At 63.4% G+C, this 20,477-nt stretch carries 17 protein-coding genes and 1 tRNA gene; 7 read left to right on the forward strand and 11 right to left on the reverse strand.

Annotation, left to right across the window (positions count from 1 at the left end; genetic code table 11):
• Positions 1 to 121: 121 nt before the first annotated feature.
• Positions 122 to 1,354 (reverse strand): ABC transporter substrate-binding protein, encoded by a 1,233-nt coding sequence (locus NKI06_RS14395; RefSeq protein ID WP_023737939.1) that lies wholly within the window; start codon positions 1,352 to 1,354, stop codon positions 122 to 124.
• Between the two features lie 179 nt (positions 1,355 to 1,533).
• On the opposite strand from NKI06_RS14395, the gene NKI06_RS14400 reads away from it, so the two are divergent.
• Genes NKI06_RS14400 through NKI06_RS14410 form a run of 3 tightly spaced genes read left to right on the forward strand, consistent with a single transcriptional unit; the run spans position 1,534 to position 4,306 of the window.
• The gene (locus NKI06_RS14400) at positions 1,534 to 2,304 is read left to right on the forward strand and encodes an SDR family NAD(P)-dependent oxidoreductase (RefSeq protein ID WP_023737940.1); all 771 of its coding nucleotides are present in this window, start codon (positions 1,534 to 1,536) and stop codon (positions 2,302 to 2,304) included.
• A 2-nt stretch (positions 2,305 to 2,306) separates the two neighbouring features.
• Positions 2,307 to 3,374, forward strand: coding sequence for an ABC transporter ATP-binding protein (locus tag NKI06_RS14405; protein ID WP_352985881.1), 1,068 nt, complete (start codon positions 2,307 to 2,309; stop codon positions 3,372 to 3,374).
• 50 nt (positions 3,375 to 3,424) lie between these two features.
• Entirely contained in the window at positions 3,425 to 4,306 is an 882-nt protein-coding gene (locus tag NKI06_RS14410) for a MurR/RpiR family transcriptional regulator (RefSeq protein ID WP_352985882.1), read from the forward strand.
• Between the two features lie 3 nt (positions 4,307 to 4,309).
• Here NKI06_RS14410 and NKI06_RS14415 read toward each other — a convergent pair whose 3' ends face one another.
• Positions 4,310 to 4,624: a DUF167 family protein gene (locus NKI06_RS14415; protein WP_352985884.1), complete on the reverse strand. Its 315-nt coding sequence runs from the start codon at positions 4,622 to 4,624 to the stop codon at positions 4,310 to 4,312.
• 13 nt (positions 4,625 to 4,637) lie between these two features.
• On the reverse strand, positions 4,638 to 4,928 hold the full coding sequence (locus tag NKI06_RS14420; RefSeq protein WP_023668602.1) for a YggT family protein: 291 nt from the start codon (positions 4,926 to 4,928) through the stop codon (positions 4,638 to 4,640).
• A gap of 148 nt (positions 4,929 to 5,076) precedes the next feature.
• Here NKI06_RS14420 and NKI06_RS14425 point away from each other — a divergent pair.
• A tRNA-Ala gene (locus tag NKI06_RS14425) sits at positions 5,077 to 5,152 on the forward strand.
• 47 nt (positions 5,153 to 5,199) lie between these two features.
• Here the strand turns inward: NKI06_RS14425 and NKI06_RS14430 are convergent.
• Complete coding sequence (locus NKI06_RS14430) at positions 5,200 to 7,161, reverse strand: acyltransferase family protein (protein ID WP_352985886.1); 1,962 nt, start codon at positions 7,159 to 7,161, stop codon at positions 5,200 to 5,202.
• A 102-nt stretch (positions 7,162 to 7,263) separates the two neighbouring features.
• Positions 7,264 to 7,872 carry a TetR/AcrR family transcriptional regulator gene (locus NKI06_RS14435; protein ID WP_023737945.1) on the reverse strand — a complete coding sequence of 203 codons (609 nt, stop codon included), beginning with the start codon at positions 7,870 to 7,872 and terminating at the stop codon, positions 7,264 to 7,266.
• Positions 7,873 to 7,979: 107 nt separating this feature from the next.
• On the opposite strand from NKI06_RS14435, the gene NKI06_RS14440 reads away from it, so the two are divergent.
• The 3 genes from NKI06_RS14440 to NKI06_RS14450 all read left to right on the forward strand — a co-directional run bounded on the left by NKI06_RS14440 (position 7,980) and on the right by NKI06_RS14450 (position 12,582).
• Complete coding sequence (locus NKI06_RS14440; RefSeq protein ID WP_352985888.1) at positions 7,980 to 8,666, forward strand: PspA/IM30 family protein; 687 nt, start codon at positions 7,980 to 7,982, stop codon at positions 8,664 to 8,666.
• Between the two features lie 111 nt (positions 8,667 to 8,777).
• Complete coding sequence (locus tag NKI06_RS14445) at positions 8,778 to 9,065, forward strand: YiaA/YiaB family inner membrane protein (protein ID WP_023668598.1); 288 nt, start codon at positions 8,778 to 8,780, stop codon at positions 9,063 to 9,065.
• Between the two features lie 91 nt (positions 9,066 to 9,156).
• Positions 9,157 to 12,582 carry an acyl-[ACP]--phospholipid O-acyltransferase gene (locus NKI06_RS14450; protein ID WP_352985890.1) on the forward strand — a complete coding sequence of 1,142 codons (3,426 nt, stop codon included), beginning with the start codon at positions 9,157 to 9,159 and terminating at the stop codon, positions 12,580 to 12,582.
• A gap of 48 nt (positions 12,583 to 12,630) precedes the next feature.
• Here the strand turns inward: NKI06_RS14450 and NKI06_RS14455 are convergent, their stop codons facing one another.
• From NKI06_RS14455 to NKI06_RS14480, 6 genes are all read right to left on the reverse strand, one after another.
• Positions 12,631 to 13,842, reverse strand: a complete 1,212-nt coding sequence (locus tag NKI06_RS14455; RefSeq protein ID WP_352985892.1) for a hypothetical protein — start codon at positions 13,840 to 13,842, stop codon at positions 12,631 to 12,633.
• A 49-nt stretch (positions 13,843 to 13,891) separates the two neighbouring features.
• Positions 13,892 to 14,842, reverse strand: a complete 951-nt coding sequence (locus NKI06_RS14460) for a hypothetical protein (RefSeq protein WP_352985894.1) — start codon at positions 14,840 to 14,842, stop codon at positions 13,892 to 13,894.
• Positions 14,843 to 14,970: 128 nt separating this feature from the next.
• Positions 14,971 to 16,752, reverse strand: a complete 1,782-nt coding sequence (locus tag NKI06_RS14465) for an ABC transporter ATP-binding protein (RefSeq protein ID WP_352535940.1) — start codon at positions 16,750 to 16,752, stop codon at positions 14,971 to 14,973.
• A gap of 187 nt (positions 16,753 to 16,939) precedes the next feature.
• Positions 16,940 to 17,884, reverse strand: coding sequence for an acetamidase/formamidase family protein (locus NKI06_RS14470; protein ID WP_023693232.1), 945 nt, complete (start codon positions 17,882 to 17,884; stop codon positions 16,940 to 16,942).
• Positions 17,874 to 19,469, reverse strand: coding sequence for an ABC transporter substrate-binding protein (locus tag NKI06_RS14475; protein WP_460221874.1), 1,596 nt, complete (start codon positions 19,467 to 19,469; stop codon positions 17,874 to 17,876). Before NKI06_RS14475 ends, NKI06_RS14470 begins: the two co-directional genes overlap by 11 nt.
• A gap of 76 nt (positions 19,470 to 19,545) precedes the next feature.
• Positions 19,546 to 20,466: an ABC transporter permease gene (locus NKI06_RS14480; RefSeq protein WP_352985896.1), complete on the reverse strand. Its 921-nt coding sequence runs from the start codon at positions 20,464 to 20,466 to the stop codon at positions 19,546 to 19,548.
• Between the last annotated feature and the right edge of the window lie 11 nt (positions 20,467 to 20,477).

Raw genomic sequence — 20,477 nt, forward strand, 5'->3', positions numbered from 1 at the left:
TCCGCGTGCGCGCGTCCTCCCAGAGTCTTAACCCACCACTCACCACGCCCTCCCCCCGCCCGCGGCCGTCGAGGCGGCGCCCCGCGCCCCGTGGGGCGCGCCGGGCGCAGGGAGATACGCCCTATTTCTTGATCACGGCGTTGGCCTTGCCAGCCGCTTCCTTCAAGCCTGCCTCGGGGTCGCCGCCGAGATAGATCTTCTGCATGGCATCCGAGGTGATCTGGGCGACTTCTTCCCAGCCGGGGATGACCGGTGCAAAGCGGGCGTCGGGCAGCAGCGCGGTGAACGCTGCCAGATCGGCATTGTTGACGTAATAGTCCATCTTGGCCTCTTCCTTGTTCACCGGCAGGAAGCCTTCCCCTTGCGTGAACTTGGCGCGCTGTTCGGTGGTGAACAGGAAGTCGAGCAGCTTCCAGGCCTCATCCTTGTTCTTGGAATTCTTGAACATGATGATGGAATCGGTGACGCCGTACGTGCCGCGCGCGCCGGTCGGTCCGGCGGGGATAGCGGCCACGCCATATTTCAGGTTCGGCGCCTCGTCCTTGATCTGGTTGGACAGGAAGGGCGCGGTGATCATCATGCCGACCTTGCCCTGCTTGAACAGGTTCTGGACGTCCTCGCGGTTGTTGGAGGTGACGCCGGGTTCCGTCAGGCCTTCGTCGATCATCGACTTGTAGAGCTTGGCGGCTTCGAGCGCGCCCGGCGTGCCGAGGCCCGACGTGCCATCCTTGTTGAGAATCTCGGTGCCTTGCGACCACATCGCATAGTAGTAATAGACGTCGGTCTCGATCTCCTTGCCCTGCAGGCCGAAGCCGAACGTGCCGGTGCCCAGCGCCTTGATCTTGCGCGCATCCTCCTGCAACTCGGTCCAGGTTGCCGGCGGGTTGGCGATTCCGGCCTTCTCGAACAATTCCTTGTTGTAGTACATGGCGCGCGCCGAAGCCGCGATCGGCAGGCCATAGGTCTTGCCCTCCATGATCGACGGCGACAGGAAGGTGTCGATGAAGCGGTCCTTGAAGTCTGGCTTGATGTAGGCGTCGAGCGGCTCGGCGACATCCTGCTGGACGAAATCGATCAGCCAGCGGGTGCCGATGATCGACAGGTCGGCATTGGTGCCGGCGGTGATGTCGGTGGTCAGCTTCTGCAGCAGCACGTCCCACGGCACAACTTCGAACTTGACGGTGATACCCGGGTTGGCTGCCTCGAATTCCTTTTTCACCGCTTCGAAATACGGGCCGGTCTTGGCGCTGTATTCGGCGACGGTTACGCGCACCTCGCCGGCATCTGCTTGGGCGGCCAGGGCGAGCAGGCTCATTCCGGCCATCAGGCCGACAGTCCATTTTGCAAGCTTCATTCGATCTCTCCCATTTGATTGGCGCCTGCGCTCTTGCGGCTTTCAGGCGGCCATGGCTTTATGTGACTTTCCTACATTATCCTTCATTTCACGCCGTGCAAGCGGATTATCCTGTTGCTTAATTACATTTCCTAAAATAGCGTTTTCCGACTATCGTGGATCCCAGGGAGGCGCGCAGGGTGGTTTCAACGGCCGAATTCGCGGGCAAGACCGTGCTGGTGACCGGCGCCGGCGGCGGGCTCGGCTCGGCTATTGTGGCGCTGCTGGCCCAACGAGGCGCGCGGGTCGTCGGCTGCGACCAGTCGCAAGATGCGTTGCGCAGCCCACACCTGGCGTCGCGTCACGCCTTCGACCTCCTCGACCGGGCTTCCATCGAGGCGGCGATACCAGCGATCCTTGAGAAAGATGGCGTTCCCGACATGCTGATCAACAATGCCGGCTGGACGCGCGCAGAGACGCTTGCCGCATTGACACCCGATAAGATTGAGCACGAGCTCGACCTCAATCTGACCGGGGTGATGCTGTTCGCCGATCCACTGATCAAGGCGATGGCCGCGCGCGGTTCGGGCAGCGTCGTCTTCATCTCTTCCGTCAACGCCATCGCCCACTTCGGCAACCCGGCCTATGCCGCAGCCAAGGCCGGCATCAATGCCTATGCCAAAGCGATCGCTGTGGAACTCGGCCGCAACGGGCTGCGCGCCAATGTCGTCTGCCCCGGCTCGATCCGCACCGCCGCATGGGACCATCGGCTGGCCAAGAACCCGGATGTTCTCGGCAAGCTCAAGCGGCTCTATCCGCTCGGCCGCATCGTCGACGCCACGGAAGTGGCCGAAGCGGTGGCCTTCCTTGTTTCGGATCGCGCATCGGGGATAACCGGCGCGGTGGTGCCGGTCGACGCCGGACTGACCGCCGGCTTCCTGCCCTTCATCGACGACATATTGGGAGCCTGACCATGACCGATGTCGAGTTCCGCGACCTGTCGAAATCTTTCGGACGCCATAAGATCCTCGAAAATATCAGCCTCGACATCAAGAGCGGCGAGTTCGTCGTGCTGGTCGGCCCTTCCGGCTGCGGCAAGTCGACCTTGCTGCGCATGCTGGCCGGGCTGGAGCCGATCACCTCAGGCGACCTCTTGATCGGCGGCGTGCGCGCCAACGATTTGCCGCCGCAACAGCGTAACATCGCGATGGTCTTCCAGTCCTATGCTCTGTTTCCGCACCTGAAAGCGGCCGACAATATCGGCTTTGGTCCCAAGATTCGCGGCGAGAGTCGCACGGCAATCGACGACAAGGTGAAAAAGGCCTCCGGCGTCCTCAACCTGTTCTCCTATCTCGACCGCTATCCCCGGGAGTTGTCGGGCGGCCAGCGCCAGCGCGTCGCCATGGGCCGCGCCATCGTGCGCGAACCCTCGGTGTTCCTGTTCGACGAGCCGCTCAGCAATCTCGACGCGCAATTGCGCGTGCAGATGCGCACCGAGATCAAGGCGCTGCACCAGCGGCTGAAATCGACCATCGTCTACGTCACCCACGACCAGATCGAGGCCATGACCATGGCCGACCGCATCGTGGTGATGGACCGCGGCAAGATCCAGCAGGTCGGCGCACCGCTGGAACTCTACGACCGTCCCGCCAACAAATTCGTCGCCTCCTTCATCGGCTCGCCGTCGATGAGTTTTGTCTCCGGCGCCCTGAAGACGACGCCCGAGAAAAGCTGGTTCGAATCGGCCGGGGGCGGACGTCTGGCACTTGCCGGCAAGACGGTGCCGGCTGGCAGCACGGTCGAGGCCGGCATACGGCCCGAACACTTCGTCATCGGCGAGGCTGTCGACGCGATGGCGATCAAGGTCGATGTCGTCGAGCCGACCGGCTCGGAAACCCATGTCTATGGCGCCATCGGCGCTGACACGGTGCGCGCCGTGTTCCGCGACCGGATCCAGGTCAAGCCGGGTGAAATGCTGCCGGTCTCGGTCGCGCCTGCAAACATCCATCTGTTCGACACGGCGACAGGCCTGCCGCTATGAGAGCGCCGGCATGACAACGAAAACACCACGATGAAGACGCCAACCCAGAAATGAAAACGCCGGCCGACATCATCACGCGCCTGCAGCTGATGTCGCAGGACGGCACCAAATCGGACCGCCGCCTGGCCGGCCTCGTGCTGACCGATCTCGACTTCGCCTCCAAGGCGGCAATCTCGGAAATTGCCGCGCGCGTCGGCGTCAGCGAGCCGACGGTCACCCGTTTCTGCCGCAATCTCGGCTGCGAGGGTCTGCGCGATTTCAAATTCTACCTGGCGCAGGCGATTGCCATTGGCGGCCAGTATCTGTCGCCCGAACCGCTGAACCGCGACGCGCGCGAGCAGCGCATTGCGTCGGCCATCACCGAAGCGGCAATCGCCGCCATCCAGCGCGCCAGCGAAAACCTCGACATGAAGACGCTGGTGGGCGTGGCCGCGCGCATCGTCAGTTCGGGCAATGTGCTGTGCATCGGCTCCGGCGGCATTTCCTCGATGATGGCGACCGAGATGCAGAACCGGCTGTTTCGGCTCGGCGTGCCGGTGCTGGCGCAGATCGACGGGCAATTGCAGCGCATGTATGCCGCGGTCGCCACATCGGAGACGACGCTGATCGCGTTCTCGGTGTCCGGCTATGCGCGCTCGGTGATCGACGCCGTTCAGGTGGCCCAGCAATATGGCGCCACCACCATCGCCGTAACCCCGCCGGAATCAGCGCTGGCCAAGGCCGCCGATACCGTCATCCAGTTCCAGTCGCTGGAAGACGGCAACATCTACAAGCCGACCTCGTCGCGCTACGCGCTGCTGTCGATCGTCGACATGATCGTCACCTCCGTGGCCGAGACGCGCGGATCCAGGGTTCTCGAAAACCTGCGCCGCATCAAGCAGAGCGTGAACACGCTGAAGGTCGACGATCCGAAATTGCCGCTGGGGGATTGAGGATTATCCGGCGGCCAGTGTCTCGATGCTCTTCACCAGCGTCGATGGTTCGCCAACCACACGCAGTGTCTTCAGCCGCGCCGTGCCGCCTGCAATGACCGACACGGCCGATGCCGGAACGCCCAGCGCCTTGGCCACCAGCCGTTCCAGCGCCGCATTGGCCGCGCCATTCTCCGGCACGGCGCGCACGCGCGCCTTCAAATGGCTGCGCCCGTCGGCCGATGTTTCGGCGCCTCCGAGCCTGTCCACGGAAGACTTCGGCGTCAGCCGGATAAACAGGTCGATGCCGTCAGCGCGCAAGCGGAATGGCGCGCTCATGCCATCGTCAGGTTCACAGGACCAGCGGCGCTATCGTGGTGAGAATGAGCTGCCTGAGAAAGAACAGGAGCAGAAGCAGGATGATCGGCGAAATGTCGACGCCGCCGAGGTCGGGCATGAACCGACGGATCGGCCGCAGCGCCGGCTCGGTCAGCCGGTAGAGCATGTTGCCGATGCTGCCGACAAACTGATTGCGCGAGTTGACGACGTTGAACGCATAGAGCCAGGAAAAGATCGCCGAGGCGATGATGACCCACCAGTACAGGTCCAGCGCCATGACGATTGTTTGAATGAGGGCGAGCATGCCGGTCTCCGATTGTTGCCGACATGTAGCCATTGCGCGCGAAACCGGCAAGGGCCGGTCGCCTGCAAGCACCGGGCACAAGGGATTTCCGCAAAACCCCGCCTTGACAGGAAACCGCAGCCTTCGATAAATGCGCCATCCGCTGGACGGGGCTGTAGCTCAGCTGGGAGAGCGCGTCGTTCGCAATGACGAGGTCAGGAGTTCGATCCTCCTCAGCTCCACCAGCGGAATTTTCCTGCCTGTCGACACATCTAAGTTCCGAGACGTCTCGTCAAAGCCCCGCCTTCGCTGCGAGATAGGGCGCCAGGGCAAGCGAGTAGCTGGCGGTCAGATGATGACTGTCCCGCCAGACGATGATGTTGCCGACAACTGCCGGGCATAGTTGCGGCCCGCAAATGGCATCGAGCATATCGATGGCGCGCACATTTTTCTGTCCTTCCGCGGCCAGCGCCAACACGTTGCTCCGCTCAATATCGCTCAGTTTGGTGACGCATTTCGTTGGGGTCGAACTCAGGCATTCGCCCGGGTCGAATTTCATATAGGGCGTGTTGCGGATGGCAACGATTTGCGAGCCGGCGTCCGTCAGCCCGCCCCAGAGACTTCGCAGCCCCTCGATCATCACGTCTTGCTGAACCGCTCCGTAATTGGACTGGCTGGTGAAGATCAGATCCGGTTTCAGCTTTAGGATCTCGGCCAGCACCTTTTCGTGCCACTGCGCGCATAAGACGTTGGGTTTGCCATCCGCCGTGATGGCCACGCGGGTGAATGGGCAGGCGGATTTTGTAAAGGTAACCAGTTTGAAGTTGCGGTCCTTTGCGATCTTGTCCAGTGCCGGCACCCACTGGGCTGCATGAGAATCTCCCACCAGAACCATTGTTTTCGCACCCGTGGGATCGCCTAGAGAGCATCGTTTGGGCTCCGAGCTTTCCTCCTGGTGGCACTTCCTTGCATACACGACCGGCACGTCCCGCCTCAGCCGGGCCAGCGGCGGCAGAAGGTTCACACCGTCCGGGACCACGGCGCCGGAGACGAGAGCGGCGGGCCCAGGGTAGGAAGGCGTGCCGATCAGCGCGGTGTCGATGCGTTCGGTCTTCAGAAAGAGCAGCAGGCTGCCGGATGCGGCCACGCATGTGAGAACCGCCGCGGTGCCGTATCCCAGCGGCTTCCACCAGGCGCCGCCCCGAGCTTGCCGGTAGCGCTGCTCAACATATCGATAGGACAGATCCGATAGAAGCAGGGTCGCCGCAATCAGGCCGAAACCGCCGGCAAGGGTCAGCGAATGACCCTGCGCCTGGAAGATGGTGATCAGCGGCCAATGCCATAGATAGACCGAGTAGGAGCGATCGCCGATGAAACGAAGTGGCAACGAATCGAGCCCACGAAACCGGCCGACTTCAACCTCGCCAGCCAGGATGACCAGCACTGTGGCCAAGGTCGGCAACAACGCACTGACGCCGGGAAATGGAGTTGCAGCGGAAAACAGCAAGGCGGACGCAACGATGCCCAGGATGCCGGCGATCGCCAGCCACTGTCTAGTGAGTGCCGCCAGTCGAAACTGGTGTTCGGTCAGCACCAGCAGACCACCCAGCGCCAATTCCCACAGGCGGGTATGGCTGACGAAATAGGCCTGGGCCGGATCCGTCGCCGTCAAAACGACGGAGGCAACAAGTGATGCCGCGAAAATGAGCGACAACGCCCCGATCAAGCAGGCCCTCAGCGGAAGGTCACGGCGGCGCGCTAGCCAGATCACGCCGATCATCACCAACGGCCAGGCGATGTAGAACTGCTCTTCGATGGAAAGCGACCAGTAGTGTTGCACCGGGCTCGGCAAGGTGTCGGCCTCGAGATAGTTGACCGCAATCGAGGCCAGCCGCCAGTTCTCGACATAAAGAGCGCTCGCCACGATCTGGTTGCCCATTTCCTCCCAGCGCGCCTTTGAGATGAAAAGCAGCGTGCCCAGCAATGCCACCAGCAGCACCAGGGTTGCTGCCGGCAACAACCGTCGCACCCGTCGCGAGTAGAATTCGATCAGTGAAATCCGGCCGCCGCGCAGCGCCATCTGCGCCAGCAGGCCCGTGATCAGATAGCCAGAGATGACGAAAAAGACGTCGACGCCGACATATCCGCCAGGCAGCACATCCGGCCATATGTGATAGACCACGACAAGCGCGACCGCCAAGCCGCGCAGCCCCTGTATTTCGGGTCGAAACCGACGGTTCTGATCGATTGTCACCGGATATCCCCAACAGTCTCAGCCGGCCTGGATCAACCGGCAGTCCGCGCCACGATCTTCATAAGGGCAGAGTGCCGTGAGGCAAGAGCCGATCGCAGCAGTTCATTCCCTTTCCGTCTCCAGTCCGCTCACCAGCGTGTCGACGAAACCCAGCAGCTCACTTTCGAGGTCGGTGGACGCCAGGCCAATGAAACGGTCTTCGAGCGAGATGGCGACGATCCCATGCACGGCGGAGAACAGCGTGCGCGCGCGGGCCAAAAGCTCCGGCGTTGCCGCCGCCGGGAGCAGCTGGGCCAGCGGCTCAACCAGATGCTGGACCAGCACCGCATGTTCGGCCAGATGCCATTCGGGCACCGCCACGCCTGGCGCCATACGGTGCTCGAACAGCGCCTTCCACGCCATGCGGTTGTCGCGGGCGAAGCCGAGATAGGCCTTGGCCAGCGCCTTCAGCCTTGCCCTAGGCTCGGCGACGCCGGTCGCCTCTTGCTGCAGGGCCGCCCCCAGCCTGGCCAATGTGATCGAATTGACGTGCAGGATGAGCTCGTCCAGGTCGGCGAAGGCGGTGTAGAGCGCGCCCAGCGCGCAGCCGGCATCGGCCGTGATGTCGCGCGCACGCAGACCGGCGAGCCCCGAGGACTGGATGCGCGCTTGCGCGGCCTCGATCAGCCTGCCTTTGAGGTCCTCGCGTTTGGCGTCCCGTTTTGCGGTCATTAACCTTCTCTTATGCGCAATCATGAACACCGTTCATTTTCTCCTTGAACGCCGTTCACAATGTGCTACTTTGCCTCATGAACAACGTTCATAGAGGAGAAACGGAAATGTTGAAACAGTTTTTTGCTCTCGTTCGCGGCCGAAGCTACGAAGCCGCCGAGGCGGTCGTCGACCGCAACGCGCTGATAATCCTGCGCCAGCAGATCCGCGATTGCGCCGACGCTATCGCGGCCGCCCGCCGGGCGGTTGCAATTGCCATCGCCCAGAACGAACAGGAAGTCGCGCAGTACAAGAAGCTTGTCCTCCGCATCGACGATTTGGAGAAGCGCACGATCGCCGCGATCGAGCAGGGACAGAATGAACTGGCCCGCGAAGCCGCCGAAACCATCGCCATGCTGGAAGCCGAACGCGACGCCTCCGCCGAGGCGCAGAAAAGCTTCGGCACCGAGATTGAGCGTCTCAAGCGGATTATCCGCGTCTCCGAAATGCGCCTGCGCGAATTGCAGCGCGGCCAGCGCATCGTTGCCGCGGTCGACTCGACCCAGCGCCTGCGAGAAAGCGCGCCCGGCTCCAGCCTGTCGGCGCTCAGGGACGCCGAGGAGACGCTGCTGCGCCTGCGCACCAGGCAAAAGCAGATGGACGACACCGCGGCCGCCATGGCCGAGATGGAACAGTCGGGCGATCCTGCCGCGGTCTCAGAGAAGCTTGCGGCCGCCGGCTGCGGTGCGCCGCTGAGAAGCAGCGCCGACGCCGTGCTCGAACGGCTCACGAAGACCGTGACCAAGCCGGCCTGATCGTACCCGGCCTGATTGTTATCCAGTCTGATTGTATCCAGCCTGATTGTATCCAGCCTGAAACAGACCCACGCCCAACCAACCTAACCTTGAAACGAAAGGACCATATCGATGACCCCGAACACCTATTCCCCCAAGGACTCAAGCGCCTGGAAGACCTTCACCATGGCCAGTTTCGCCGTTGCCGCCACAATGATGGCCGGCGGCATCTACTTCATGGAGGCGAGCTTCGCCGCCAAGGGGTTTTATGCCATGGCCGCCATCATGCTCGTGCACACCTCGATCACCATCACCAAGACACTGCGCGACTCGGAAGAGGCAAGCCGCTTCATCAACCGGCTGGAAGACGCCAAGACCGAGAAGTTGCTGATGGAAGTCAGCCGCAGTAACGAAGTGTAACCGGGTTCCCGCTAAACAAGGCTCAACGCGCAAGACCGCTGATCAATCCAGTCAGGATTTTCACCGGTCTTGCCCAATGGAAGTCGCCGCTATGGAAATCGCCCCGATCAATCGTCCCACAGCTCATCTGATGACATCCAGGCGCTTTGCGCCCTTGTTCTGGACGCAGTTCCTGTCCGCCTTCAACGATAATTTCCTCAAGAACACGCTGGTGTTCCTTATTCTGTTCACGCTGGCGGCGGACCAGGCGGCATCACTGGTCACCTTGGCGGGCGCCGTCTTCATGGCTCCCTTCCTGCTCTTGTCGGCGCTCGGCGGCGAGCTCGCCGACCGCTTCGACAAGGCTCTCATAGCCAAGCGTCTGAAATTCGCCGAGATCGCCGCGGCGGGTGTCTCCGTCGTCGGCATCGCCCTGTCGTCCATTCCCGTGCTGATGACGGCGCTGTTGATGTTCGGCATCATCTCGGCGCTGTTCGGACCGATCAAATACGGAATCCTGCCCGATCACCTCGAACGCAAGGAACTGCCCAAGGCCAACGCCTGGATCGAGTCAGCCACGTTTGCCGCGATTCTCGGCGGCACCATAGCCGGCGGCGTCGTTTCCGCCGATGGTATCGGCGTCGCGGTGTTCGGACCGATCATGATGGCGCTCGCCGTCGGTTGCTGGCTCGTCAGCCGCTATATCCCGTCCACCGGTTCGGCGGCGCCCGACCTTGTCATCGACAAGAACATCTTCCGCTCGACCTGGCGCCAGGTCACCGAATTGCGCACCGACACGCGCATCTGGCGCGCCGGCCTGATGACGTCTTGGTTCTGGCTGATCGGCGCCATCGTGCTCTCGCTCCTGCCGGTCCTGATCAAGGATTCGCTCGGCGGCAACGAAATGGCCGTCACCGTCTACCTCGCCGTGTTCGCCGTCTCGATCGCCATCGGTTCGGCCATCGCCGCCTGGATGTCGCAGGGCCGCATCGTGCTGTTGCCGGCACCGGTCGGCACGGCGCTGCTCGCCCTGTTCGGCCTGCATCTCGCCTGGACCATCTCCGGCATGACGCCGTCGCCCCAGGCGGAAACCCTTGGCGCATTCTTCGCCGGCCCAAACACGATCCGCGTCGCCATCGACCTCGCCGGCATGGCCATTGCAGCCGCTTTCCTGGTGGTGCCGACCTTCGCCGCCGTGCAGGCCTGGTCGCCCGAAGCGCGGCGCGCCCGGGTCGTCGCCGCCGTCAGTATCGTCAATGCCGGCTTCATGACTGGCGGCGGCATCATCATGGCCCTGATCCAGACGAAGGTCTCGACCGGCGGCATCCTGTTCGGCCTCGTCGCGGCCAATGCGATTGCCGCCTGGCTGATGCTGAAATATTTGCCGACGAACCCCTTCCGTGACTTCGTCTCCATCCTGTTCCGCGCTTTCCTGCGCCTCGAAGTCGAGGGCATGCAAAACCTCAAGGCGGCCGGCAAGGCGCCGATCCTGGCGCTCAACCATGTCAGCTTCCTCGACGGTCCGCTCGCCTTGACGCTGACCGATGAGGAACCGGTCTTCGCCATCGACTACACCATTGCCCAGGCTTGGTGGATGAAGCCGTTCATGAAACTTGCCCGCGCTTTGCCGCTCAACCCGGCCAAGCCGATGTCGACCCGCACGCTGATCAAGATCGTGCAGGGCGGCGACCCGCTGGTGATCTTCCCGGAGGGACGCATCACCGTGACCGGCGGCCTGATGAAGGTCTATGACGGCGCCGCCATGGTTGCCGACAAGACCGGCTCGATGGTTGTGCCGGTGCGCATCGACGGGCTGGAGAAGACCTACTTCTCGCGGCTGAGCTCGCAGCATGTGCGCCGCCGCCTGTTCCCGAAGGTCAAGGTGACTATTCTGGAACCGGTCAAGCTCGAGGTGCCGCAGGAGCTGAAGGGCCGCAAGCGCCGCGCCGCGGCGGGTTCCGCGCTCTACCAGGTGATGTCGGATCTCGTTTTCCGCACCCAGGACATCGACAAGACCGTACTGGAAAAGATCATGGAGACGGCGAACGAACGCGGCATGAAACAGCTCGCAGTTCAGGATCCGGTCACCGGTTCTCTCAGCTACAGCAAGCTGCTCACGGCTGCCGCCGTGCTTGGTGAGAAGTTCCAGAACCTTTATGCCGACCAGCAGACGCTGGGCATCATGCTGCCCAACGCCAACGGCTCTTGCGCGACGCTGCTCGGCGTCATGTCCGCCGGCAAGGTTCCGGCGATGATGAACTTCACCGCAGGTGCCGCCAATATTCTGTCCGCCTGCAAGGCCGCCGAAGTCCGCACCGTGCTGACGTCCCGCGCGTTCGTCGAACAGGCAAAGCTCGGCGCTGTGGTCGAGGAACTCGGTCGCTCGGTCGACATCGTGTGGCTCGACGATCTCAGAAAGACCATCAGTCTCAAGGATAAGCTGCTCGGCTTGCTGCGCAAGTCGACGCCGCGCGCGAAACGCAAGCCCGGCGATGCGGCGGTGATCCTGTTCACCTCGGGTTCGGAAGGTACGCCGAAGGGCGTCGTTCTGACCCACCGCAACATCCTGGCCAACGCCGCCCAGGCGGCGTCGCGTATCGACTTCCATTCGGGCGACAAGGTGTTCAACGTGCTGCCGATCTTCCACTCCTTCGGTATGACCGCGGGCACGGTGCTGCCGCTGATCTCCGGCGTGCCGGTCTATTTCTACCCCTCGCCGCTGCACTACCGCCTCGTGCCGGAACTGATCTACGGCTCGAACGCGACGATCATCTTCGGCACCGACACCTTCCTCTCCGGCTATGCCCGCACCGCGCACCCCTACGACTTCCGCTCGATACGCTATTGTTTTGCCGGCGCGGAACCGGTCAAGACAGCGACGCGCATGACCTATATGGAGAAGTTCGGCCTACGCATCCTCGAGGGCTACGGCGTCACCGAGACGGCGCCGGTGATCTCCATCAACACGCCGATGTACAATCGCTCTGGAACCGTCGGCAAGATCATGCCCGGCATGGAATACCGCCTCGATCCGGTCCCCGGCGTCGACGAAGGCGGCCGGCTGTTCGTGCGCGGCCCCAATGTCATGGCCGGTTATCTCCGGGCCGAGAAGCCCGGCGTGCTCGAACCGCTGGAGGACGGCTGGCATGATACGGGCGACGTCGTTGCTATCGACGAAGGCGGCTTCATCACCATTCGGGGCCGCGCCAAGCGCTTCGCCAAGATCGGCGGCGAGATGATCTCGCTCGCCGCTGTCGAAGCGCTGGCCGGCGAATTGTGGAAGGGCTCGCTGTCGGCGGTCGCCACGGTGCCCGACGCGCGCAAGGGCGAAAAGCTGATCCTCATCACTGAGGCATCCGGCGCCACACGAGCGGAATTCCTCGCCTACGCCAAGGCCAACGGCGCCATGGACCTGATGGTCCCGGCCGAAGTGCGGGTGGTCTCAAAGGTACCGGTCCTTGGCTCCGGCAAGCTCGACTTCGCCGCCGTGACAAAAATGGTGCGCGACGAAGAGGCCTTGAAGACCAAGGCCGCCTGACCCGGCTACGGCAACGGGCCGACGCAAGAGCCGGCCCGTTCAGTATGATCAACCCTTCGCATGCCGCTGCGAGATCAGCATCGCCATGCGCTGGACTGCCCGCAGCTCCATTTCCACGCCCGGCGACGATGCCAGCGCCGGCATGTTGAGCGCCACCACGGTCAACGGCTCGAGCGTCGCCAGCAGCACATGGGTCGCCTCATATTTCTCGAACAGCCATGCCAACTGCTCGCGTATGTTCTCGTCCACGGGTGAATCCGGCTGGACATCGGCGAGCGAGCGCACGGGCTCCTGCTCTAGTGCACGGGCCAGCACCTTCAGGTCGAAATCACCGAGGTCGGCTGCCGGCAGGATCAGCGCACCGTCGACAAGAATATGGCTCTGCAGGCCGCGCAGGAAGCGCGCCGAATCGGTGAGGTCGCCCTCGGCCATATGCTTCAGCAACGAGTCGCGGCGCTTCTCCGCGGTGAGGCTGACGCTGTCATTGTAGATGACTGCCAGCAGCGTCGCCGACAGCACGATCACCACGCCCTGCACACTGCCGCGCCAGCCGAGATCGTCGATGCCGCCCAGCGCCAGCCCGGCGAAAACCGAGCTCAGCGTAATCACGGTAAAGGCGCCGATCGTGTAGCGATGGCCGAGGCTCGCGCGTCCAAGGCCGATCGTCAGCCAACACAGGAACAGGATGGCGATGCCGCCAAGCCGAACCGGCACTTCGAACAGGCCGGGCCGGTAGTCGGTGACCATGAACGGAATGATCAACAGCAGCGACAGCGCCATGCGCTCGACCGTGCGGTTTTCGGCCGCCGACAGGCTGTCGCGATCGCGCGTCATCACCAGCCAGCCGATGGCGAGAAAACCTCCGAACTGGAAGGCAAGTAGTACCGCCATCCGCCATGGCTCGGCAAAGCGTTCCGGGATCGGCGCCAGCAGTAGAAACAGCAGGGCGCCGCCGGCGGCAAAGAACTTTAGCGCAAACGGCGCATGCCGGCGCAACAGCCCCTCGGTCAGCAGCAGTGCGGCCAGCGGCAGCAGGCCCGCCGCCGCGATGGTGACGAAGCGGAAGAGTGCGAGGCCGGTAGTCCAGTCGAGGATGCGGCAGGCGAGCAGAACCGTCAGCACCCGCAAACCGAACAGAAAACGCCGCGACAGCGGATCGCCGGTGTCGCGCCCGCCGACGACCGATATCACGATCAGCAGCCCGAACAGCGCCGCCAGCGAGGTGATGGTGTCGGCCACGAGCGTGTCGTCGAGGTTCATCGGTCAGCGCCCATCAGCTCACACCCAGGCATCATCACGGATGAAGCCATCAGCGTGTCCATGGTCTCAGCACATTCCATTGGCGGCTGCTATCCGCCCAGTGTACCACCGGCAAAACCAGCCGCTGCAGCGTGGCCGCCGCACCTGCTACCGCAAGGGCGGCAAGCGAGCCGCACGGAACCGCGTCGGCGAGATAGGTGCGCGCCGACTGAAAGCTCATCTGTCCGATCTGCAGCACATCATCGCCGCGCGTGTAGTCGAGTTCCTTGCGGCAGAACTCGTTAAAGGTCTCGACGCGGTGCTTGGCCGCCTCGTCGAAGGTCTTCTTCAGATCGTCCGAGCCGCCCGTATAGGCGTTGGTGATGACGAAGCGCTCTTCGTCGAAACCAGCTTCGGGGCCGACACCGAAGACATGGCGATGGCGCGCCATGATCTGCCGCGCCAGAAGCACATGGGTAAGCGAGCGGCGCGCGCCGGCATGCGGTCCTGGGAACACATTGCTGAACGCCTCCGCGACCATGCCGACGACAGCGGGTACCTGGGTGACATTGGAAATCCAGATCGGCCGCAGTTGATTGCGCAAAAACATCAGGAAGCAGGTCAGGCCGTAGAGGATCCAGCTCAGCCCGCGGCTGCGCTCGTCGGGATCGATCATGACCAAACCGAGGTGCAAGACTTCATAGGGCTTGCCGGCGAGCGATATCTCCATCAGCGCCAGCGAGTTGAAGGCGATCGGCTGCCGGTCGCTGCGCCGGTAGACAATGGTGATGATGGAATGTTCCAGCCGGCTGCGGTCGCCGGAAAACACGCCATAGGTCAGGCTGCCGAACTTCAGTGTCTTGGACGCTACCAGCCGCAGATCGCTGCTCAGCTGCTCCAGTTCGGCAGCCTTCATCCAGCGCCCGGGCCGCTCCACGACGCGCGTCTCGTAGTCGGCGGATACGCGCATGCGCACATCCATGAACCGACCCGGCAGCAGCTGCAGAACCGCCTTGAGCACTATTTTTCCCCGTGGCAAGAACGCCGACCGTATAGTGGCCGCCGTCCACCTAAGACGCGGTAAACCCGAGACGGCAGTTCTTGGTTGTACTCAACAAAGTAAAAGAACAGCTGCCAGCCAGTGCGGGCTCAGCTTTCCGCAGCAACCAGATGGCCGCCGCCGACATCGTTCAGCGCCAGCTTCAACGGCGCCTCCCCGATCCTGCGGGTGGCGCTCGGGATTTCCTGGTCGAGGCGCGCGAAGCGCGTTCTGCGCTGCGCCGGATCGGGCACCGGCACCGCTTCGATCAGCCGCCTCGTATAGGGATGGAGCGGGTTGGAAAACACCTGGTCGCGCGTGCCCATCTCGACGATCTGGCCGAGATACATGACGGCAACGCGGTCGGAAATGTTCTCGACCACCGCCATGTCGTGCGAGATGAAGAGATAGGCGACGCCGAATTCGCGCTGCAATTCCTTCAGGAGATCGAGCACGCGCGCCTGCACCGAGACGTCGAGCGCCGAGACGCTTTCGTCGGCGATGATCAGTTTTGGTCGTAGCGCCAGCGCTCGGGCGATGCAGACGCGCTGGCGCTGGCCACCGGAGAATTCGTGCGGGTAAAGCTCCATCTGGTCGGCCGACAGGCCGACGCGCTCGAACAGCGCCGCGACCCGTTCCCGGCGCTCGTCCTTCGAGGCGATGCCATGGATCACCAGCGGCTCGGCGACGAGCTCGCCGACGCGCATGCGCGGATCGAGCGAAGCGAAGGGATCCTGGAAAATCATCTGGACGTCACGGCGCACCGCCTTGCGCTCGTCGCGGCCAAGACCGGAGAGATTGCGCCCGCCAATGACGATGTCGCCGCTATACGGCGCCAGTCCGGCCAGCGCCTTGGCGGTCGTCGACTTGCCGCAGCCGGATTCGCCGACCAGAGCAAGCGTTTCGTTGGGCGCGATCGAGAAGCTGACGCCCTCGACGGCGTGGACGCGGCGGGTGACCTGGCCAAAGATGCCGCCACGCAGATCGAAGCGGACATGCAGGTCGTTGATCTCGGCGACATTGGCCGGTTTCAAGACGTCAATCGCATCCCTGGATTTCTGTCGACCGACGCCACTGCCGATGCGCGGCACGGCAGCCAGCAGTTCGCGCGTATAGTCGGCCTGCGGCTGGACAAAAATATCCGATGTCGTGCCTTCTTCGACCATGCGGCCGTCGCGCATGACGATGACCCGGTCGGCCATTTCGGCAACCACGCCCATATCGTGGGTGATCAGGATGACGCTGGTGCCATGCTGGCGCTGCAGGTCGCGCAACAGCTCCAGCACTTCGCCTTGCACGGTGACGTCGAGCGCCGTCGTCGGTTCGTCGGCGATCAGCACGTCGGGCTCGAGCGCCAGCGCCATGGCGATCATCACCCGCTGGCGCATGCCGCCGGAGAGTTCGTGCGGAAACTGCTTTAACCGGCTTTCCGCCTCCGAAATGCGCACCGCCTTCAACGCCTCGATGGCGCGCCGGCGGGCTTGCGCCGACGACAGGCTGGTATGCGCCTCGATTGATTCGGTGAGTTGCCGGCCGATCGACAGAACCGGGTTGAGCGAGGTCATCGGCTCCTGGAAGATCATGGCGATGCGGTCGCCGCGAATGCGCCGCATCTGGCGTTCGTCGAGGGTTGCTAGGTCGGTGTCGCCCCGATTCCCATCCCGAAGACGGATCATGCCTGACGATATGCGCGCCGCCGGCTGCGGCAAAAGCTGCATGATCGCCAGCGCGGTCATCGACTTGCCGGAGCCGGATTCGCCGGCAATGCAGAGCGTCTCGCCGCGCGCCAGCGTCAGCGACAGGTTGGAGACGACATCGCGCTCGCCGTCCTCGCCGCGCACGCTGACGGAGAGGTTGGCGATGGAGAGGATGGGGTTGTCGGCGAGGGTCATTGTGGGTGGAGCCCTGCGACGGATTGGTTCCGTCGCACCATTCGCACAAACCTTGGCGCTGACCCCCACCCGGACCTCCGGTCCGACCTCCCCACAAGGGGGAGGTAGGGTGGCAGCGCTTTACCCTCCCCCTTGTGGGGAGGGTCGCTGCGAAGCAGCGGGGTGGGGGTGCGGCGCCGACGTACCGTCATTCAAACACGCAACGCGGAAAATAGAACGACACCACCCAGTTCGGCATGTCGACGATCTCGCTGATGCGCAGGTCCCCGCACACCGAGGCCAGCATATAGGCCTCGACCGGATCGATCTGATACCGCCCAGCAAGCAGATCGACCATCTGCGCCACCGCCTCCTTGGCGCCGGTCATCAGGTCCGGCCCGATACCCGTCGTCACCTCATAGCCCTTGGCGTCGAGATGGCGCGTCACCGGACCGGCGGTGGTGAAGCGCGGCGTCTTCAGCCTGGCGTCCTTGACAAGGTCGAGCTTGAGCACGACGTCCATCGGGCTCTCGATCGCCGTGCCGCAGACCTCGCCATCGCCTTGTGCGGCGTGCGTATCGCCGACCGAGAACAGCGCGCCGGCCACCTCAACCGGCAGATAGAGCGTCGTGCCGGCAGCGAGATCGCGGATGTCGAGATTGCCGCCGACCCGCCGTGGCGGCACCACCGAGTGAAGCCCCATCTCAGCCGGCGCATTGCCGATGGTGCCGGCGAACGGCTTCAGTGGTACGCGCGCGTTTTTCCCGAACAGCGCCGGTTCGAGCGCGGCTGCATCGTATTTCCAGATGTTCAGCGCCGGTTCCGTGAAGTCGTCGGCGAGCAGGCCGAAACCCGGAATGTTCGCCGTCCAGCCGAAGCCGGACGGTTTGAACATCTCGATCGTCACCTTGAGCGCGTCACCCGGCTCGGCGCCCTCGACGAAGATCGGCCCGGTCACCGGGTTGACCCCGGCGAAGTCGAGCTTGGCGATTTCGGCAACCGTGCTGTCGGCGTTCAGCTGGCCGCCGGCGGCATCGAGGCACTGGAACTCGATGGTCGCGCCGGGCGCCACCCGCTCGGCCGGGACAAAGGAATTGTCCCAGCCGAAATGGTGGTGGCGCCCATGGATGGTGTAGTCGCAGTTATTGCACATCTTTTACGTACACATTGTCGTAGTTGATCGGGATATGGACCGGGTCGACATAGAGGTTGTCGGCGCCGCCCATGCGCGCGGATTTCATGGTGAAGCGCTGTTCGTTGAAGACCGGCGCCCAGGGCGCGTCTTCCATCACCTTGTCGTAGATGGCGCTCCACATCTTGTCGCGTTCGCCGGCCTTTGCCGGGTCGACCACCGAATCCGCCTCGGCCGCCTTGGCGTCGAGATCCTTGTTGCAATACCACGACCAGTTCCAGCCGCCGGGCACCGCGCCGGCGCAGCCGAGGATCGGGCCGTAGAAATTCGACGGATCGGGGAAGTCGGCGATCCAGGCCATGCCGCCCGACCAGATCATCGGCGCGCCGGCCTTGTCACCGCCGGCGGCGATGACATTGGCCTGCGCCAGCGACTGGATGCTGGCCTTGATGCCGATCGCCGCCAGGTCCTGCTGGATCGCTTGGGCAATGCGCGGGTTGGGATCGGTGTTCATGGCGAACAGCTGCGTGTCGAAACCATCGGCATGACCGGCCTCGGCCAGCAGCGCCTTGGCTTTGGCTACGTCATAGGGATAACCCTTGTAGTCCTTGTCGTAGCCCGGCATCGACGGCGGCAGCGGCTGGTTGGCCGGCACGGCGCGGCCGTTGATGATCTGGATGATGCGCGCCTTGTTGAGCGCCATGTTGACGGCCTGACGCACCTTAACATTGTCGAACGGCGCCATGGTGGTGTTCATGGTGACGTAGCCGGTGTGCAGCTGACCGCCTTCGACGACACGCGCCTTCTGCTCGGGATCGGCCATCACCTCCTGGAACTTGGCCGGCGGAATGCCGTCGCCGGGAACATCGATCTCGCCCTTCTGCAAGCGCAGCAGCGCCACGATCGGCTCCTGGCCGATCTCGAAGGTGATCTTGTCGAGATGCGGCAGGCCCTTGTGCCAATAGTCCGCATTGCGCTCGAAGACGATGCGCTGTCCCAGCGTCCACTCGGCGAGCTTGAAGGCGCCGGTGCCGACCGGATGCTTGCCGAAATCGGCGCCATATTTCTCGACCTCTTCCTTCGGCACGACATGGGCGAAATTGATGGCCATGACATGCAGGAAGGTGGCGTCGGGCCGGGTCAGTTCGAACTTGACCGTGTAGGGGTCGATGACGGTGACACCGGACAGGCCTTCGGCCTTGCCGGCGGCGACATCGTCATAGCCCTTGATCGAGCCGAAGAAGCCGGCGCCGGGGCTCTGCGTCTTCGGATTGGTGACGCGGTCGAGCGAATATTTCACGTCGTCGGCCGTCATCTCGCGGCCATTGTGGAATTTCACGCCATGGCGCAGCTTGAAGGTGAAGGTCTGGCCGTCGGGCGAAATCTCGTAGCTTTCTGCCAGATCGGGCTTCAAATTGGTGGTGCCCGGCTCGTAATCCATCAGCCCATCGAACAGGCTCTTGATCATCGACCAGTTCTGCCAGTCATAGCCGATCGCCGGATCGAGGGTCGCAACATCGTCCTTGTAGGTGATGGTGATGGCGCCGCCTTGCTTGGCGTTGGGATCGACCGTGTCTTCGGCGCGGACGCTTGTCATGCCGAGCATGAGGGCCAAGGCCGATGCCGCGACTGTGGATGCGAGAAACTTTTTCATTGTTGTGTTCCCTTTCTCTGTTTCATTTTCATCTGAGCTTGATGCGGGGATCGATGAACGGCGCGATGATGTCGGCGAGCAGATTGCCGAGCACGATGGCGAAGGCCGAGACCAGCGTGACGCCCATGATGATCGGAATGTCGACGCGCTGGATCGCCTGCCACGCCAGCTGACCGATACCCGGCCAGCCGAACACGCTTTCGACGACGACGATGCCGCCCATGAAGATGCCGATGTCGATGCCGATCATGGCGATGACCGGCAGGATGGCATTCGGCAGTGCGTGGCGGAATATGATGGCGCTGCGCGCCAGGCCCTTGGCCCGCGCCGTGCGGACATAATCCTGGCGCAGGACGTCAATCATCGACGAGCGCATCATGCGCGCGTACCAGCCGGCGCCGAGTATGCCCATGGTCAGCGACGGCAGCACCAGATGGCGCCATGTGCCGTAGCCGCCGATCGGAAACCAGCTTAGCCGCACGGCAAAGACGTAGAGCAGCAACAAGCCGACGACGAATTGCGGCGCCGAGACGCCGACGAAGGAGGCCACCATCAGGGTCTGGTCGGTGGCGGAGCCGCGCTTGACGGCGGCGATCAGCCCCATGCTTAGACCGATCAGCAACTCGCACAATATGGCGCCCACCATCAAAAGCAGGCTGGCCGGCAGCCGCGAGACGATGAGCTCGGTAACCTCCGAGCGCTGGATGTAGGAGCGGCCGAGATCGCCGCTGATTAGCTTCGTCAGGTAGTGCCAATACTGCACGAAGAAAGGCTGGTCGAGGCCGAGCTGCTGGCGGATGTTTTCCACCGTCTGCGGCGTAGCACTGCGGCCGGCGATCTGCCGCACCGGGTCGGCCGGCAAGAGGTAGAGCAGCGCAAAAGTGATCAGCGAGACGCCAAGCAGGATGAGCAGCGACTGGATCAGCCGGCGGCCGAGATAGGCGATCATGACCGGCCCCC

Source organism: Mesorhizobium sp. M0772, assembly GCF_040320135.1.
GTDB lineage: Bacteria > Pseudomonadota > Alphaproteobacteria > Rhizobiales > Rhizobiaceae > Mesorhizobium.